The organism is Acidobacteriota bacterium (assembly GCA_018001935.1).
GTDB lineage: Bacteria > Acidobacteriota > JAAYUB01 > JAAYUB01 > JAAYUB01 > JAGNHB01.
The window spans coordinates 84,145-101,974 of sequence record JAGNHB010000002.1 but is presented as its reverse complement, the minus strand read 5'-3'; the positions used below and the strand labels follow the sequence as shown (position 1 = coordinate 101,974).

Genomic DNA, 17,830 nt, shown 5'->3' with positions numbered 1-17,830 from the left:
CCTCGATCGAGATCCTGAACAGGCGGTTCTCATGAACAAGCTCAGAAAAACGGTCGTGCTGGGTGCGGGGGGGTTCATCGGCGGCCACCTGGCCGGGCGGCTGAAGGCGGAAGGTTGCTGGGTGCGCGGCGTCGACCTGAAATACAATGAGTACCACCAGCACGCCGACGAGTTCGTCCTCGGGGACCTGACCGACCCGGCGATCGCGGGGTCCGTCATCCCGGAAGGCGCGGACGAGGTCTACCAGCTGGCCGCCGACATGGGCGGGGCCCTGTATCTCTTCACGGGGCGCAACGATGCGAATGTATTGCACAACTCCGCGCTCATCAACCTGAACGTGGCGCGGGCATGTGTGACCCGGAAGGTGAAGCGGTTGTTTTTTTCTTCCTCCGCCTGTGTCTACCCGGCGTACAACCAGCTGGACCCCCTCAACCCGGCGTGTTCGGAGGCGATGACGTACCCGGCCGAGCCCGACAGCGAGTACGGGTGGGAAAAACTCTTCAGCGAGCGGCTGTACCTGGCGTTTCACCGGAATCACGGCCTGGACGTCCGGATTGCGCGGTTCCACAACATCTTCGGGCCGTGCGGGGCCTGGACGGGCGGCAGAGAGAAGGTTCCGGCGGCGCTCTGTCGAAAAGTGGCCCAGGCGCCCGACGGGGGAGAGATCGAAGTGTGGGGGGACGGGCTGCAGACCCGCTCGTTTCTGTACATCGACGAGTGCCTGGAGGCCCTGTCCCGCTTCATGCGACGGGAAGGGTTTGTCGGGCCGGTGAACATCGGCTCGGAGGAACGGGTCACCATCAACCAGCTGGCCCGGATGGTCATCGAGGTGTCCGGCAAGGACATCCGGGTCAGAAACCTCTGCGGCGACGACTTCGTCGCGAAATACGGTTTCCCCTGCCCGCAGGGCGTGCGGGGACGGAACTCCGACAACGCGCTCTTCCGGGAAAAGATGGGTTGGGCGCCGACGAAAAGCTTGAGAGAGGGAATCGCCGAGACCTACGCCTGGGTCAACGGGCTCTGCTGACAACCCCCCTCGTCCTGCCGTCGTCCCGCCAAAATCGTGGCTTTTGTCTCTTCACCCATAGGGGTGAAATATTCGTAGCTTGGGGGGGCCACGTTTCCCCCGCCCCGCGCGCCGCCGGGGTTCAATTTGTGTAGAATCCTATCCCCGAATCGCTCCCCGAACCCCGCCAGTTCAATCTGAATGTACCGACGGGGAGTGCGGCGCGCAGGCCGCCGGAGTGACGGTGGGAATGTCCTGGGGAGTGCGGCGCGGAGGTCTGACGGAGCGCCGCTTTTTGACAAACCCCAGGAGTAAGGCGCGCAGGCCGCCGGAGCGCCGTCGGAAGGGGACCGCCTCACCATCGCGGGGGACGCAAGGTCACCAGAGGGCGCACCGCTCCCGGAGGGCCGGGTCTTTGTCCGCCGTCACTCTCCCCGCGCCGCTCCGGAAGCCTGCGAGGCGCGGTCAAAGCGCCGCTCCGTCAGACCTGCGCGCCGCACGGGATTGGCCTCCCTCACGGCGATGTTCCGGCCCTTGCACAATTCGGCGTCCGAACGCCGCAGGCGTGTAACTGTGTAGCGAGGGCGGCGGGATGGCCGTCCAATCGAACAGATACCACATTTCGCAACCTGATTTTTTTAGGCATGTTGCGAATTTGTTTCCGGGGAGGAACGCTCTGAAACAGGCCTCCAGGGTTCACCGGGTCGGGCCGGGGGGCGACGATGGCAGGCGGAGGGTGGCCAGGGCGCCGCCGGCGGGGGCGTTTTCGAGGCGGACGGCGCCGCCGTGGAGCAGCGCCACCTCCCGCACCAGCGCGAGCCCCAGCCCGGAACTGCGGGCCCGGGTCCCCGGCCGCGGCAGGGAGTAGAACTTCTCGAAGACCTTGTCCAGGGCGTAGTCGGGGACCCCGGTCCCATTGTCGGCGACGCGCAGCTCGATTCCCTCGGCCGTCTCCCGGACCGTCAGCGAGACCCGCCCGCCCCGGGGCGTGAAGTCCAGGGCGTTCTGGACCAGGTTGGACACCGCCAGGCGCAGCAGCATCCGGTCGCCCCGCACCGGGCACGGGGGTCCCGGGTCCGTCTCGATGGCGATCCCCCGGGTTTCGGCCAGGGGGGTCAGACCTTCCGCCTCCTCCCGCACCAAGGCCGCGAAATCGAGCGTTTCCGGCCCGGGGAGGGCCTTGAGGTTCTCGATGGCGGCCAGCTGCGGCAGCCGGTCGGACAGGCAGCGGATCCGCTCGCTCTCCGCCAGGACGTTGGCCACGAAGCGGGCGCGGTCCTCCGCCGGCAGGTCCTCCTGCAGCAGCTCGGCCGCCCCCCGGATGGAGGAGAGCGGCCCCTTGATCTCGTGGGTCAGGGCCCCGACGTAGTGCTCCACGTAACGTTTCCCTTCCAGCTCGTCCCGCATCTCCTCGAAGGCGCCCCCCAGGCGGCCGATTTCGTTCCGGCCCAGCGGGGGGAGGGCGGTGCGCTTCCCCTGCCGCACCGCCTCGGCCCAGGCGGCCAGCGTCTCGATGGGGCGGGTGACCCAGAACGTCAGGAGGAGGCCGAGCCCGGCCAGGGCCAGACCCGCCACGGCGGCGGCCGTGAGGATGGCCCGGCTGGCGCCCCGGACGAACATCTTCACGTCCGACGCCGGCTTCCCCACGCTCACCACGCCGACGAGCCGACCGCCCTCCCGCACCGGCGCCGCCACGTACAGCACGGTGGAGTAGTCGTCGGCCGGGTCCGTCCGGGTGGCCCTCGAGCCGTAGCGGCCCCGGAGCGTCAGCCAGACGTCGTTCCAGCGGGAGAAGTCCTTCCCCTCGCTCTCGCCGTGGCGCGAGTCGTAGACGACGACCCCGCTCCCGTCGGTGACGTAGACGTGGATGTTGGTGCCGCTCCGGCGGTGCTCGTAGATCCGGGCTTCCAGGGGGTGGCGGAACGTGCCGGCCAGGGCTTGGCGCAGCCCGTCGGCGCGCCGGCGGATGTCCCCCGGGCGCGACTCCAGGAAGCCGGCGAGGACCTGCACCGTGTCCAGGAGGGCGTCCTCGACGGCCCGGAGGGGCTGGACGCGGGCGTCGCCCAGCAGCCAGGCGGCCAGCACGGCGAAGACCCCCGTCACCAGGGCGAGGAAGCCCAGGAGGATGCGCGTCCTTATCCTCATGCGTCGTCCTTGAGCGAGTAGCCGAAGCCCCGGTGGGTGACGACGGGGTCCTCGTCCGGGCGGACCTCCTTCAGCTTGGCGCGCAGGGTCTTGACGTGGGTGTCCACGGTGCGGTCCGTGCTCATCTCCGGCGCGTCCCAGGCGACGGCCATCAGTTCGTCCCGGGTGAACACCCGTCCGGGGCGCCCCACCAGGGTCTTCAGGAGTCGGTACTCGTACCGGGAGAGGTTGAGGGGGACCCCGTGGTAGAGGATGCGGCACCGCTCCGGCTCCACGCTGAAGGCCGACGGACGGCCCATCGCGGGCGGAGGGGGCGTGCCCGCCCCGCGCCGGCGCAGCACCGCCTTGACGCGGGCCGCCAGCTCCCGGGGGCTGAAGGGCTTCACCACGTAGTCGTCCCCGCCGATCTCGAGGCCCAGCACCCGGTCGATCTCCCCCACCCGGGATGTCAGGAAGATGACGGGGACGTCGGACCCCTTCCGGATCTCCTTGCACAGTTCGAAGCCGCTGACGTCGGGGAGGCCCACGTCCAGGATCACCAGCGCCACGCCCCCCTCCGCCAGGGACCGCCGCGCCTCCCCGCCGGTGGCGGCCCAGGCGGGGTCGAAACCCTCGGCCCGGAGGACGTAGACGATGGGGTCCACCACCGCCGATTCGTCCTCCACCACCAGGATGCGCTGCCGGTTCTCCACCGCCTCCCTCCCATGCCGCCCGCCGCTTGTGTCCAGGCCATTGTAACTCAGTCCGTCCGGCGGAAGAAGTACATCAGCACCCCGGTGACGACGAAGAGCAGGAGGCTCCCCACCAGCAGGGCGGTGTCCTCGAGGCGGAGGATGACGTACAGCACCCCGTAGAGCGCCGCCAGGACGCCCCCGACCGCGACGGCGGACCCGGTGCTTCCGAAGATCCCCCGGGCGAAGAGCCCCACCTGCGCCAGGACCCCCAGGGACGCGAAGCCGTAGGCGCTGTCGAAGCCCGCGACCTCCGACAGGGAGAGCAGAAGGGTGTAGAACACCACCAGGGCCACGCCCGCCAGCAGGTACTGGACCAGCGTCGGCCGGCGGGGGGAGCGCGTCTCCGCGAGGAAGAAGGCCACGAAGGTGAGGAAGATGAATAGGATGGCGTACTTGAGGGAGCGCGTGACCTTCTGGTAGCCGTCCACCGGGTAGACCAGGCGCACGCCGAAGGCGGAGCGGGTCAGGTCCTTCGCGAAGTCGGTGCCCGCGGAGAGCGCGTGCTGCGGGAAGTTCCGGTTGAACTTGAGCACCTTCCACGACGCCTCGAAGCCGGCGGGGCCGATCCGGCGGGTGTCGGGGAGGAAGGCCCCCCCGAAGCCCGGGTCGGGCCAGGGGGACCGCAACCTCACCGTGGTGGTTTCGCCGAGGGGGAGGAAGCGGATGTCCTCGCTCCCGTTGACGGTGAGTTCCAGGCTGAACCGGACGCGCCCGCCCGCGTCAGCGGCGGCCACCGCGGGGCCTCGGGCCGAGATCCCGGCCGGGAAGAGGTTGGGCGCCGTCCGTCCGGGCTCGAGGTCCAGGGCCTTCCCGTTCCACAGCAGGCGCACCCCGTCCCGGATCCCCCGCAGGTCCGAGATCCCGACGGAAACCACCGACTGGTCCCGGCGGACCGGGTAGTCGACCAACTCCGGGGCGTCGGGCCCGGGCAGGTCGAACGACCCCTCCAGCCGGAGGCGCGCGGAGTAGAGAACCACGGGGTAGAGGGTGCGGTAGCGGAGGACGGGGGTGACCTCGCCCGTGACGGTGAGTTCCCGGGGAAGCACGTGGTAGTAGCCCGCGTCGGAGAGGATCCCCGTCCGGGGGTCCACGGTGCACAGGGGGAGGGAGACCACCGGCGCGCCGACCACCTGGGCCCCACCCCAGGTCCCGGCCACCTCGCGGACCACGTCGTCCCGCGTCCGGCGGCGCTCCTCCACGAGGTCGAGGATGGGGACCGTCGCCAGGTACAGCAGGACGATCAGGCCGAGGATCCCGGCGAAGCGGACCGCCCTGCCGCCAAGGGGGAGCGGGCCCGGGGCGACGGGGGTCGAATTGAACGAATCGCTTGGTTCAAACATGGCTGCCTCCGTTTGGTTGGTGATGGGCTGACGCGGGGGGTCGGGCGGGGAGGGCACGTTCCGGCCGAACCGCCCCCGTGTCCCTTCACGAGACCATTCTCACGCACGGAAGTGAGCATTTTTCGAAAGGCAACCGAAATGGCGGTGAAATCGCGGTGAAGTCCGTGGAAGGCCCGAGGGCCGCCACCACCGCAGCGAGGCGGTTCAGCCGATCCGTGCCCGGCGACGGCGGGGCCCGGGGGGGATGAAGTCGTCCTTCTCCCGCTCGGCAATGACCCGAAGCGCCAGGTTCACCAGGATTCGTTCCTTGGCAGAACCAGCAGCATCTCCCGGTCCACGGCCGATTTCCAGTGGACCCAGGCGTTCAGCCGGTCGATCAGGAGGTCCTCCAGGCCGATGACGTAAAGGCCCAACCCCTCCCCGAGGTCAATCTCCTCCCGCAGGGCATCCTCTCCGGCCAGATCGGCCGCGGGGCATTTCACGGCGATGTTCCAGCCCTCCTGGACCCAGTGCCGGCCTTCCCGGCGGAAGCCGAGGCCGTCCAGCACCTCGTCGAACGCGGTGGAGCGGGGGTAGGCCAGATCGATGTCGGCCGTGAATTAACCTCGCGGGTGTAGTAGGCGAGTGCGCATTCCCCGATCAGTTGCGGGCCCGTTCGAAGGCGATGTCGTAGGTCTGCCCCTCCACGGCCTGGAAGTAGGTGCCCAGGAGCCGGTCGGACACCGGGTCGTACTGCAGGTCGTACTTCGACCCCGGGTAATTGACGTCCCGCAGCTCGACGTAGACGCGAAGGGCTCCGTCCTTCCGGCTCCACTTCGCCATGAACACGTTGATCTTCCGGGGGTTGAAATAGGAGGCCGCCAGGCGGCCGTCCGCCAGAACGTCTCGGAGTTCGAGAACGTAGCCGCCGTCCGGCCGGACCCATTTCCCTTCCAGGCGCTGGTAATCGGGGGGCGGCGCCGCGGGTTTCCCCGGTTTCGGTTTCGCCGGGGAGGCCGCGTGGGCGAACGGTGCCCCGAGCAGGGCGAAAAGGGCCAGGAACGGGATGACGGGCATCAGGGCGGCGGGTTTCTTCATGGTTTGCCTTCCTTTGGGAGGTTTGGCGGCCCGGAGTCGTCCGGGGCGGCCTGGAGGAGCAGGGGACGGTCCACCGCCCGCATCACCAGGGAGGCGGGGTACCCGTTCTCCAGGAGTTGCGTGATGGCCCGCAGGTACTTGCGGATGTGGCGGAAGAACTTTCGGTACCCCGCGCAGAGGTAGTGCAGCCCGGGCTCGCCCCGGGCGGACTCGGTGAAGCGGTGCTTGGGGCACCCCCCCCGGCATGCCGCCAGGACCTCGCACTCCCGGCACTGGAGCGGCAGCGCGGTCTCCTTCCCCACGCCGAACCCCGACCGGCGGGAGCGCTCCGCCAGGTCGTCGAGGCGGTCGGCCCGGACGTTCCCGAGCTTGAGCTGCGGGTAAACGCCGTGATCACAGGCGTAGACGTCGCCGTTGTGTTCCACCGCGAGGGAGCGTCCGCACCGTTGCGCGTGGACGCAGACGGGCGAGGGGTTGCCGACCCAGGCGTTGAGGGCCCACTCGAAGTTCATGACGAAGACCGTGCCCACGTCGTGGCGAACCCACTCCTCGTACACGGCGATGAGGAAGTCGCCGTAGTCCTCGGGGAGAACGGACCAGGGGGTGACCCCCTCCGGTTCGACGGGGGCTCCCGGGGAGCCGAACCCCGCCAGCCGGAGCCCCTGCGCGGCGGTGCCGGCGTCGGCCGGGCGCTCCACCACCGGCGTGAACTGGATGAATTCCACGCCCTGCTCCCGGAGGAAGCGGTAGACCTCCAAGGGGTGTCGGGCCGTCTCCCGGGCCACGCACGCCAGGACGTTGAACGCGACGCCGTGCTTCTTCAGCAGGCCCAGTCCCCGCATTACCGCGTCGAAGGTGCCGCGGCCCGCCCGGTCCCGCCGGTAGCGGTCGTGGATCTCCCGCGGGCCGTCCAGGCTGAGGCCGACCGTGAATTCGTGTTTCCGGAGGAAGGCGCACCAGTCGTCGGTGAGCAGGGTCCCGTTGGTCTGGAGCGCGTTCGTGATCTTCTTCCGCCGGGTGAAGCCCTTCTGGATCGCCACCACCCGCCGGAAGAAGTCGACCCCCAGGAGGGTCGGCTCCCCGCCCTGCCAGACGAACTCCACCTCCGGCGTGGGTTGGCTGTTGACGTAGTTGGCGATGAAGGCGCTCAGGACCGCGTCGCTCATCCGGGTCTTCCCGCCGGCCCCGAAGAGGGCCTGTTTCTCGAGGTAGAAGCAGTAGGCGCAGTCGAGGTTGCAGGCGGGCCCCGCGGGCTTGGCCACCACGTGGAGGCCCCGGGGAGCGTTGGCTGTTTTTGGGTTATCTGTCTTGTTTGGCAACGTTCGGGTCCTCGTTGAATCGCCCCGCAAGCGGGGCTCCTCATCTCATCGCCGCCTCTCCCCGGGGCTCGGGCGAAGCGCCCGTCGCCCCTCTCCCCGGGGCTCGGGCGAAGCGCCCGTCGCCCCTCTCCCCGGGGCTCGGGCGAAGCGCCCGTCGCCCCTCTCCCCGGGGCTCGGGCGAAGCGCCCGTCGCCCCGGGCTACACTCAGTCGCCCCGCAGGCGGGGCTCCGGGAACCCGCGCCCCGAAGGATGACATTATAGCATCCCTTGCCGGAACAGGCTCAGCGAGGAGTCCAGCCCGTTCACGTCTTTTTCCGGAAGGTGCACCATCTCTCGGCCACCGCTGTAAAGGGATCGAGCGAGTGTTCCCCGGGGCGATGGCTTTCCGCAGAAACTTGTTGCGTGGGGGGGTGAGTTTAGCCAGGAACGAAGAGCATTCCTCAGGAGCCCGCGAAGCGGGCGATTGAGTGTAGCCCGGGGCGAAGGGCGCTTCGCCCGAGCCCCGGGAACCCGCCGGAAAAAGAATCGGAGCCCCGCTTGCGGGGCGATTCGTTTCCATGAATCAATCATTTCGGTCACATGGATCATCACAACATGATGTCCACCGGTTTGGGGCCGATGATTCTCGGGATGCGACGGCATTCCTGCGGCCCCGCCCATCCTCATTTCCAGATGTATTTTTCATCGTATTCGATCCCGTGCCGCTGCAACATCCGGAGAAATTCTTCCTGAAAACTCATCCTCCGGTGGTGCGCCTCCTGCCCCCGGATATACTCCCTCACCCTGTCGATCGCGGACATGCTGACGGAGAAGGCCCCGTACCCCTCCTGCCAACCGAACCCCGGCAGGTCGAACTCCCGGTGCACCCACCCGGAGGAACGGCTTTTCAGGTCGCGCATCAGGTTGGCCGCGCTCACGTCCTTGGAGATTTCGGTCAACAGGTGGACGTGATCCTCGGTCCCGCCGATCTCGCGGACCTGCCCGAACTCCTCGTTCACGATGCGGACCATGTAGGGGAAAAGGCGATCCCGGAGCGGTTTTTTCAGGAAGCAAGCCCTGCCCTTCGAGGAGAAGACAAAATGAAGGGTTATTTGGGTGAACGTGTGTGCCATGTTGACATTCCTTCGTTTTGATGATTATGAAAAATCGTTGGGTGGCCGGAAACGTGTTCGTCATTCATCCGATCGGACATGGCCAGCCGTTGATGGTCTTTTTTCGAGGCTATCCTTGTTTTGAATCGCCCCGCAGGCGGGGCTCCTCGTCTCATCACCGCCTCAATCCCGGGGCTCGGGCGAAGCGCCCGTCGCCCCGGGCTACACTCCATCGCCCCGCAGGCGGGGCTCTGGGAACCCGCGCCCCGAAGGATGACATTATAGCATCCCCTGCCGGAACCGGATCTCCGACGGGTCCGGCCCGTTCGCGTCTTCTTCCGGGAGGTGCACCTCCTCTACGCCACCTCCCCGAGCCCGTAACGTAGGGGATGGAGCGTAGTCCGGGGTCAGTGTGAACCGCAGGTCTCCGCAACGCGAGGGATGGAGCGCAGTCCGGGGCCAGATGTGCACCGCAGGAGCCCGCAACGCGAAGGATGGATCGTAGTCCCGGGCCAAATGTGAACCGCATGAGCCCGCGAAGCGGGCGATTGAGTGTGGCCCGGCGCAAAGGGTGTTCCGCATGAGCCCGCGAAGCGGGCGATTGAGTGTAGCCCGGGGCGAAGGGCGCTTCGCCCGAGCCCCGGGAACCGGCCGGAAAAAGAATCGGAGCCCCGCTTGCGGGGCGATTCCTGGTTCTCTGGGGTCTGAATTGATTACCGTGTTTGGCAACGCTCGGGTCCAGGTTGAATCGCCCCGCAGGCGGGGCTCTGTTCGATTCCCGGCCCGCCTCCCCGGGGCTCGGGCGAGGCGCCCGTCGCCCCGGGCTACACTCAATCGCCCCGCAAGCGGGGCTCCGGTCGATTCCCGACCCCTCTCCCCGGGGCTCGGGCGAAGCGCCCGTCGCCCCGGGCTACACTCAGTCGCCCCGCAGGCGGGGCTCCTCGTTTCATTACCGCCTCTCCCCGGGGCTCGGGCGAGGCGCCCGTCGCCCCGGGCTACACTCAATCGCCCCGCAGGCGGGGCTCCGGTCGCTTACCCCCCCCCATCGCGCCTCGGGAACGACCCCTACCCGAGGATATTGATGGCGCGCGAGGCGACCACCAGGATCGTGGTCAGGGAAACGGCGCTCTCGAGCATCATCAGCAGCTTGGCCCGGGTGGTCAGCGGCAGGGCATCGGTGGAGCTGAAGGCCGTCGCCGTGGAGAACCCAAGGAACAGGTAGTCGATGAAGACGGGCCGCCAGAAAGGTTTTACGAGCGCGGGAGGGGCGGATTCCGCCGGAAAGACCCAGTCCGGCCGGGCGCCCGCCTCCTTCGCCCGCAGGGCAGGCCCTCCACGGTCCGTCTGCCAGTACACCAGGGAAAAGGCGATGACGTTGGTTGCCCAGGCCCCGACGCTCGAGGAGAGGAGCTGGAGGCCCGTCATCCCGGACGAGTGGTTCAGGATGGCAATGACCACGTGCCGCAAGGACATCAGGGTTGCCAGCATCACCACGCCGGCGCACAGGACCGTGGTCACCCTCTCCACGGGCTCGAACCAGCGACGGGTGGCCGGCAGATCCGACAGCAGCATGGGGAGGACGAAGGTCAGCGTCACCGTGCAGACATACCAGCCGGGGAGGATGCGGATGCGGGCCGGCATCATCACGAGGAGGGCAAGCACGAAAAGAATGGCGGCGGCGGCGGGCCAGCGGGGCTCATGCCGGGGGACGGGTGCCGGGTCTTCACGTGTCACGAATCACCTCTTGTTCTTCCAGGACGGCGTCCTTTTTGCCGCCGGCGGGTGTGATCTTGAGGAGGGTGATCATTTTCATGCAAGTGAGGATGCACGAACCGTGCCACTGCTTCGCGAAGCATGCGCTTTTGCTTGCATCTCAAGTCTTTGGAATCAGATAGTTGAAAATCGTTCCCGGGAGGAACCCGCTCCCGCTCGCGCAAGGGGGTCGGCATTGCGTCCTTTGAGCGAAATATCGCCCGGCACCCCGCCGACACTCGGGTGTCTGCCGGAGCAGGTACTCCCACAACCTCTACATGAAAAGAGATATAGCAAACAGGGGGGTGAGGCGCCCGGCTTTGGCATCGATCATGCGATCTGAATCCCGAAACGGATCCGGGTAACCGGTGAGACCGGGGCCGATGCCGTCCAAGCGGGGCGCCGAAATCCCCGGATCGACGACAGGACGCCCCGGTGACAGAAGGAGAGCCGGCGAGACGGCTGAATACACGTCAAGACTTTCAGGAGGACCGATGAAAAAACTCACGTTATCCCTGTTTCTGCTGATCCTGGCTTCACTCGCGATCGTCCCCGTCTTGGCCGAGGAGGCGGCGAGCGGACATTACATGCCCGGTGCGCTGGCGGACTGCGTCGATGCCCTGCCGCTGAAACCGGGGTTCACGTTCGTCAACATCTTCTCCGCCTACAACGGCGATACGGGCGTCGGGAGGGAGATCCCCATCATCGGCACCGTGGGCCTGAACGTCGAGGGGACCGCCTTCGCCGACTGCCTGCTCCTGTTGTACACCTTCAAACCCAAGGTGCTGGGCGGCCAGTGCGCGGCCCTCGTCAGCCTGCCCCTCGCGCACCTGACCATCGACGCCGACCTGGTCACCCCCACGGGGACGGTCCACCGCAGCCAGTCCGCCAGCGGGCTGGGCGACATCTTCTTCTCCCCCTTCGCGATCGGGTGGAAGGTCAAGGACTGCAACATCGGCGCGATCATGGGCTTCTATGCCCCGACCGGCAAGTACGAGCGGACGAACGTGGCCAACCTGGGGAAGAACTACTGGACCGTCGAGCCGACCTTCTACGTCAGCTATATGGGCCACAAGAACATGGTGGAACTCAGCCTCTTCACCGGTGTCGACTTCAACACCACCAACAACGAGACCGACTACAAGACCGGCACGCAGTGGCACGTCGAGGGGACCGTGGCGAAGCACTGGATGACCAAGTCGCACGCCATCTGGGGAATCGGAGCGAATGTCTATTATTACCAGCAGATCACGGGCGACAGCGGCACCGGCGCGAAACTGGGCGACTTCAAGGGGCGCTCTTTCGGTGTCGGGCCGGCCTTGTCCTTCATCAAGCACACCAAGAAGGCGCTGATCGCGGCCGAAGTCAAGTGGCTCCCCGAACTGAGCGTGGAGAACCGCCTGAAAGGAAATTCCTTCTTCGGAAAGCTGGCGTTCGTATTCTAAGTGGACGGTCCCGGGTTCAAACCCGGGACCCCATGGCCCGAACAACACCCACAGCTTGGGTGATTACCGGGTTTCAACCACGAAATACACGGAATACACGAACAGCGGCAGACCATTCACCGGCCGGGGCGGTCCCGGCAGCCGCCAGAAAGAGCAGGATCACCCACGCGATCTTCCTCGGGAGACCGGGAAGGAGAGCGGATTGGGCGTTCCTCGTCCCGAAAGCGCACGAAGAACCGTTTGACATTGCCCTCACCCCCACCAGGAGAGCACGAACACCCCGCCGAAGACGGCCGGAAACAACCAGCGGACCCGGACGTCGAGACGGTCGACGAGGGGGGGGCGGTCCCGGCGCACCAGCCTGGCGCCGAGCGTCACCAACTTGCAAAGAAGAAGGGAGGGAGGGAAAACAAGGGTTTTTGACGGCGCTCCCCGGTCCGGGCTTCGAATCCAGGTTGCATTTATGCTTTCCCCCCTCCAGGTCAGGGTCGGGCGGACGCGGGGCTCGCGACGACCGGTGCGTTCCCGGACGACGCGCCGACCCCCGGCCGGATTGTCACTCGATCCCGGCGACTCCCTTGTTCTGGAGGACCCGCACCACCACCCGGCGGGCTTTGGCCTGCCCCTCGGGGGTCCGGTCGTTGGCGACGGGCGCTCGCTCCGGCCACTCACCCATGGCCGCCGGCGCCAGCAGGCAGACCGCGGGAATCCCTCCCTGCTGGAGCAGCAGGGCCGTGACGGCTTCCGCACGCTGCTCACTGAGTTTCTGGTTCCTGGCGGCGTTGCCGACCGGCGAGGCGAATCCCTTCACAGCGATCCGGTACCCCTTGACGGTCTTGGCCTTCTGCGCCAGCGCCATCAGCAGGGGAACGTACGAAGGCTCGACGGCGGTCTTGTTGTTGCCAAAGTAGACCGTCACCTCGTCCCAGATGTAGAACTCGGCCAGCTGGCCAAAGCGGGCGGTGTTGGCGGCAATGGCGGCCTTGTGCTCCTCGATCTGGCGCTGCTGCTCGGCCAGTTCGGCCTGCTGCTTTTTCAGCTCGTCGTTCTGCGCCTGCAGTTCCGCGTTCTGTTTCTCCAGCTCCTCCTGGTTCTTCCGGGCCTGTTCCTGGGTCTCGTGCAGGCCGGCCTGGATGGACTGGGCCCGCTCAAGGTCGTCCCCGTTGAACCGGACGGACTTCGCCACGAGCTGCTGCTTACTGTCGTAGGTCCCTTCCACCTGGACCGGGAGGCCCGTGACGAGGCAGGACATCGGCATGGCCTTCTTGCGCACCTTCAGGGCGCCCAGGTTCTGGGCCACCTGGGTTTTCTTCGTCAGCCGGACGACCACCTCCGCGTTTTCGGGCGTCTGGATCGTCAGGATCATCTCGGTGCGCTGCTTGATCAGGCCCTCCACCTTGACGGTCCCGGCGAAAACGGCCGTGCAGCCCAGGATTCCCAGCAGAGCCACCCGGGCGATTGCCGTTGATACTTTTTGGATTTCGTTTCCTCTCATGACCGGATCTCCTTTATTCCTAGATATTCACTGCTTCCAGGTCCACCCGGGAGCTCTTGAAGACCCGTACCGGGAAAATCCGGGAACCAGGAGCCCCGGGGTCCCCTCGTCTGCCGGTGGACACCGGGATTTTCCCGGCGATCGGGGGCAAGACGAGGGAATTCCCTCGAGACAGGGTAATTGCATTCTCTGTGCCAACCCGACGCCGGGAAAAGCACGCGGGACAAATGCCTTGTCGTCAGTGAAAGAATAAGGACCCTCCGGAGTGCCGGATGTCGTCAAGCCCGGGAAGGGGACGGTATTCCGACCCGGGGACGGAATCCCGACTCACTTCGGAGCGGTTCCCCGGGGCGAGGGGACTTTGGGCGTAGCGCGGGGCTCCGTCCCGCGCACGGATCGGCCGCGGCGGGATCGTCCGTCGCCCGGAGGGCGACGGTACGCGCAGGGCGCGGGCGCGCGCTCACCTGCCTTTGGCGAAAACGCCCTGATTGCCGGCCTCCAGGGCTTTCACGGGGTCGACCAGCCCGAACAGCTGGATCATTTTCGCCACCACGCCGGTCCACCCGGTCTGGTGGGACGCGCCCAGGCCGGCGCCGTTGTCGCCGTGGAAGTACTCGAAGAAGAGGAGGTGGTCCCGCCAGTGGGGGTCGTTCTGGAACTTCTCCGTCCCGCCGTACACCGGCCGGCGGCCGTCCTCGTCCCGCAGGAAGATCCGCGCGAGCCGGTCGGCGATCTCCCGGGCCACCTCGAAGAGGTTCATCAGCCGGCCCGAGCCGGTGGGGCACTCGACCTTGAAGGTGTCGCCGTAGTACAGGTAGAACTGCAGCAGGGCCCGGATGAGCACGGCGTTGACGGGCATCCAGACCGGGCCCCGCCAGTTGGAGTTGCCGCCGAACATGCCGGTGTTGGACTCGGCCGGCAGGTAATCCACCCGGTACTCCCGGCCGTTCACGTGAAAGACATAGGGGTGGCGCTCGTGGTACCGGGAGAGGGCGCGGATGCCGTGAGGGCCCAGGAACTCGTTCTCGTCCAGCATTTTCCCGAGGATTCGGCGGAGCCGCTCCGGGGTGACCAGGGCCAGGATCCCCCGCTCGGCCACCCCGAAGTGCCCCGGCCCGGTGGGGTGGATGCTTTCCAAAAGGACCGGCATCTGCACCGACCGGCGGATCAGAGCGGCCATCACTTCCGGGACGAGGTCCCGCTGTCCTTTCTCGATCACGGTGGTGGCAGCCAGCGGCAGGAGCCCCACCATGGAGCGCACCTTGAGTCGCGTGGCGCCGCCGTCCGGGGTCCGCAGCAGGTCGTAGTAGAACCCGTCCTCCTCGTCCCACATGCCGTCCGGCCCGGGCTTGTTCATGGCTGCGGCAATGTAGTAGAAGTGCTCGACGAACTTCAGCACCAGGTCCTGATAGGTGGGGTCCACGGCGATCAACTCGCCGGCCATCTCCAGCATGTTCTGGGTGAAGAGGGCCATCCAGGCCGTGCCGTCCGCCTGCTCCAGGTAGCCGCCCGTGGGGAGCGGGGCGCTGCGGTCGAAGACGCCGATGTTGTCCAGCCCGAGGAAGCCGCCCTCGAAGACGTTCTTGCCGAAGCGGTCCTTGCGGTTCACCCACCAGGTGAAGTTCAGCAGGAGCTTGCTGAAGGCCGCCCGAAGGAACTCGAGGTCCGACTCGCCCCGCACGAGCTGCTCCATGCGATGCAGGAACAGGGTCGCCCAGGCGTGGACCGGGGGGTTGACGTCGCTGAAGTTCCACTCGTAGGCGGGGAGCTGGCCGCTGGGGTGCAGGTACACGTTGCGCAGCATCATCTTCATCTGGTCCTTGGCGAAGTCGGGGTCCACGATGGAGAGGGGCAGGGTGTGGAAAGCGAGGTCCCAGGCTGCGTACCAGGGGTACTCCCACTTGTCGGGCATGGAGATGACGTCGTCGTTGACCATGTGGAACCACTCGCTGTTCCGGAAGTTCCGGCTCCCGGGGTGCAGCGGGTGGGCGCGGTGCTCCTTCAGCCAGGCGTTGGCCTCGAAGAGGTAGTACTGTTTCGACCAGAGCATGCCCGCCAGGGCCTGGCGCATGACCGCGGCCGCGTCGGGGGAAAGGGAGGGCGGCGTCACGGAGCGGTAGAAGGCGTCCGCTTCCGCCCGCCGGGTGGACAGGACGTCCTCGAACCCCGGCCCGAAGGGGGCGCCTTTCCTGGTCCCGACGGCGTCGGACCGCCCGACGAGGCGCACCCGCACCGTCGCGGCCTCGCCGGGGCCCACCGTCAGCTTGTAATGCGCCGCGGCCTTGGTGCCGGTTTTCGCAGGGTTCACCGCGTCGGCCCGGCCGTTCACCACGCAGTCGTTGATGCCGTCCTTGAAGAACTGCCCGGTGACCGGCCGTTCGGGGAAGAGCCGGGCGGTGTGGGTCTCGTTCTCGGTGAAGAGCAGCGGCGCGTCGCCCTCGCAGTGGAAGTCGAAGGCGCCCAGGACCGGGTGGAACGCCTCCAGCGCCCCGGCGCCGCCGGGCCCGTCCACCTGCCGGAGCAGCGGCTTGCCGGCGGGTTCGGCGATCCACGCCGCCCAGTCGTTGCGGAACCAGAGCGTCGGCAGCACGTGCAGCTCGGCCGCCTCCGGCCCCCGGTTGACGGCGGTGACCTTCACCAGGAGGTCCTCCGGGCCCGCCTTGGCGTACTCCACGAAGACGTCGAAGTAGCGGTCCGCGTCGAAGACCCCCGTGTCCAGCAACTCGTACTCGAACTCCTCGCGGGTTCGCCCCCGGTTGGTTTCCACCAGGTCGGCGTAGGGGTAGGCCGCCTGGGGGTACTTGTACAGGAACTTCATGTAGGAGTGGGTGGGGGTGCTGTCCAGGTAGAAGTAGTACTCCTTGACGTCCTCGCCGTGATTGCCCTCGCTGTTGGTGAGCCCGAAGAGGCGCTCCTTGAGGATGGGGTCCCGGCCGTTCCACAGCGCCAGGGCGAGGCAGAGCCGCTGCTTGTCGTCGGAGACGCCGGCCAGGCCGTCCTCGCCCCAGCGGTAGGCCCGGGAGCGGGCGTGGTCGTGGGTGAAGTCGTTCCAGGCGTCGCCGCTCTCGCTGAAGTCCTCCCGGACCGTCCCCCACTGCCGCTCGCTCAGGTAGGGCCCCCACTTCTTCCACGGGAGCCTGCCGTCCCGCGCCTCCTCCAGCCGGATCTTCTCAGCGATTTTCTCCTTTCCCATTTCTCCTCCGTTTTCGTGTGGTTCGTGGTTAAACTCGCCTCAGAACCACCGGTAGTTGTACGCCACGGTCAGGGTCGTGAAATCCGCCCCGACCGCGGTGTAGGCGCCCCGGGAGACGCTGACCTTCAGCGAGTGCGCCGGGGCCAGCGGGATGAACAGCGTGCCTCCGATGCGCGAGTTGCGCTGCAGGTCCATCAACCGGACGCCGTCGACGACGATCCGGCCGCCGATGTAGTAATTGGCGTTGAACATCGCCATCCAGCCCTTTCCGAAGGCGTACCCCACGTGGCCCTGGACGTTGGTGACCGGGCTCTGTTCCCGCAACTGCCCACCGAAGAAGTCGGCGTTGGCGGTGAACATCCAGACCCCGACGTATCCTTCCAGCAGCCACTTGCCCCGGGCGTGGGAAACGCCCACCTCCGGCTTGAAGGCCCAGCGGTTGGTGCCGAGGTTGATGAGCCGGGTCGGGTCGTACTGCCCCAGCGGCGCCGCCACCGTCAGGCTGACCCCCAGGTTGGTCTTCTGCCGGTAGTTCCGGAACTCCTTCGGCGACAGCGCCGGCCCCCCCAGGAGGTTCACGGCGAAACGGACCCGCGGGTCCGCCAGGCCCTCCCGCCGGGTGCTATTGCGCTCTTCGTAGACCAGGCCCTCGGCGGTCCCGAAGGCGTAAGGGACGAGGAGGCTGACGCTGGCCGAGCGGCCGGCCAGGGAGAACGAGCGCATGTAACCGAGGACCCCGCTGTGCACGTCCGCCTGGACGTCCTGCAGGGGAAGGTTCGGGTCCGACAGCACGCCGCCTCGGGACCAGGCGTAGCCGCAGGTGAGGACGTTCACCCCCGTGGGGAAGGTCTGGTAGGCGCGCGGTTCCAGTTCCTGGGCAATCGCCGTCGCCCCGGCGGCCAGGAGCAGGCAGACCATCGCGAGGGCGCGGAAAGGGTGTTTCGCGAAACGGCCTCCCGAAACGGTCACGGTGCCGAGGCCATTCAAGGCAGCCCGCGCTGCGGGCTTCTCCGGGGCGTCGATCCTCACCAACTTTGTCGTGACACCACAAGGCTGTCCCTTTGGAGGGTCGATCTTCGGTCCCGTTTTCGTGTCACCGGAAGGTTGTCCATCCGGAGGAACACGCCTCGGCACCCTTCCCTTGACACCCGGAGGGCCTCCGTATCCCTGCCCTGCAGGCGGGATATTTCCCCTGATCGTCGAATGGGTTTCCGCCATGCCTGTCACATCCG

General features: G+C 67.3%; 13 protein-coding genes. 2 read left to right on the top strand and 11 right to left on the bottom strand.

The features are described from left to right. Window positions 1-31 precede the first annotated feature (31 nt). Entirely contained in the window at window positions 32-1,027 is a 996-nt protein-coding gene (locus KA419_01395; GenBank protein ID MBP7864576.1) for an NAD-dependent epimerase/dehydratase family protein, read from the top strand. Window positions 1,028-1,702: 675 nt separating this feature from the next. Here KA419_01395 and creC read toward each other — a convergent pair. From creC to KA419_01355, 8 genes are all read right to left on the bottom strand, one after another. After that, window positions 1,703-3,151 carry a two-component system sensor histidine kinase CreC gene (gene creC / locus KA419_01390; GenBank protein MBP7864575.1) on the bottom strand — a complete coding sequence of 483 codons (1,449 nt, stop codon included), beginning with the start codon at window positions 3,149-3,151 and terminating at the stop codon, window positions 1,703-1,705. Next, window positions 3,148-3,843: a two-component system response regulator CreB gene (gene creB / locus KA419_01385; GenBank protein MBP7864574.1), complete on the bottom strand. Its 696-nt coding sequence runs from the start codon at window positions 3,841-3,843 to the stop codon at window positions 3,148-3,150. Before creB ends, creC begins: the two co-directional genes overlap by 4 nt. Window positions 3,844-3,890: 47 nt before the next feature. Then, window positions 3,891-5,225, bottom strand: coding sequence for a cell envelope integrity protein CreD (gene creD, locus KA419_01380; protein MBP7864573.1), 1,335 nt, complete (start codon window positions 5,223-5,225; stop codon window positions 3,891-3,893). Window positions 5,226-5,515: 290 nt separating this feature from the next. After that, complete coding sequence (locus KA419_01375) at window positions 5,516-5,773, bottom strand: hypothetical protein (protein ID MBP7864572.1); 258 nt, start codon at window positions 5,771-5,773, stop codon at window positions 5,516-5,518. Between the two features lie 91 nt (window positions 5,774-5,864). Continuing rightward, on the bottom strand, window positions 5,865-6,302 hold the full coding sequence (locus KA419_01370; protein MBP7864571.1) for a hypothetical protein: 438 nt from the start codon (window positions 6,300-6,302) through the stop codon (window positions 5,865-5,867). Further along, window positions 6,299-7,621 (bottom strand): anaerobic sulfatase maturase, encoded by a 1,323-nt coding sequence (locus tag KA419_01365; protein MBP7864570.1) that lies wholly within the window; start codon window positions 7,619-7,621, stop codon window positions 6,299-6,301. The genes KA419_01370 and KA419_01365 overlap by 4 nt, the downstream gene beginning before the upstream one ends. A 663-nt stretch (window positions 7,622-8,284) precedes the next feature. Beyond that, window positions 8,285-8,734, bottom strand: a complete 450-nt coding sequence (gene tnpA, locus KA419_01360; protein MBP7864569.1) for an IS200/IS605 family transposase — start codon at window positions 8,732-8,734, stop codon at window positions 8,285-8,287. Between the two features lie 1,044 nt (window positions 8,735-9,778). Then, entirely contained in the window at window positions 9,779-10,447 is a 669-nt protein-coding gene (locus tag KA419_01355; protein MBP7864568.1) for a hypothetical protein, read from the bottom strand. Window positions 10,448-10,959: 512 nt separating this feature from the next. Between KA419_01355 and KA419_01350 the strand changes: the two genes are divergently transcribed. Then, complete coding sequence (locus KA419_01350) at window positions 10,960-11,910, top strand: transporter (protein ID MBP7864567.1); 951 nt, start codon at window positions 10,960-10,962, stop codon at window positions 11,908-11,910. Between the two features lie 556 nt (window positions 11,911-12,466). On the opposite strand, the gene KA419_01345 is transcribed toward KA419_01350, so the two are convergent. The 3 genes from KA419_01345 to KA419_01335 form a co-directional block, all read right to left on the bottom strand. Further along, on the bottom strand, window positions 12,467-13,405 hold the full coding sequence (locus KA419_01345; protein ID MBP7864566.1) for an OmpA family protein: 939 nt from the start codon (window positions 13,403-13,405) through the stop codon (window positions 12,467-12,469). A 460-nt stretch (window positions 13,406-13,865) separates the two neighbouring features. Next, the gene (locus KA419_01340; protein MBP7864565.1) at window positions 13,866-16,598 is read right to left on the bottom strand and encodes a glucosidase; all 2,733 of its coding nucleotides are present in this window, start codon (window positions 16,596-16,598) and stop codon (window positions 13,866-13,868) included. Window positions 16,599-16,637: 39 nt separating this feature from the next. Then, window positions 16,638-17,627 carry a transporter gene (locus KA419_01335; protein ID MBP7864564.1) on the bottom strand — a complete coding sequence of 330 codons (990 nt, stop codon included), beginning with the start codon at window positions 17,625-17,627 and terminating at the stop codon, window positions 16,638-16,640. Between the last annotated feature and the right edge of the window lie 203 nt (window positions 17,628-17,830).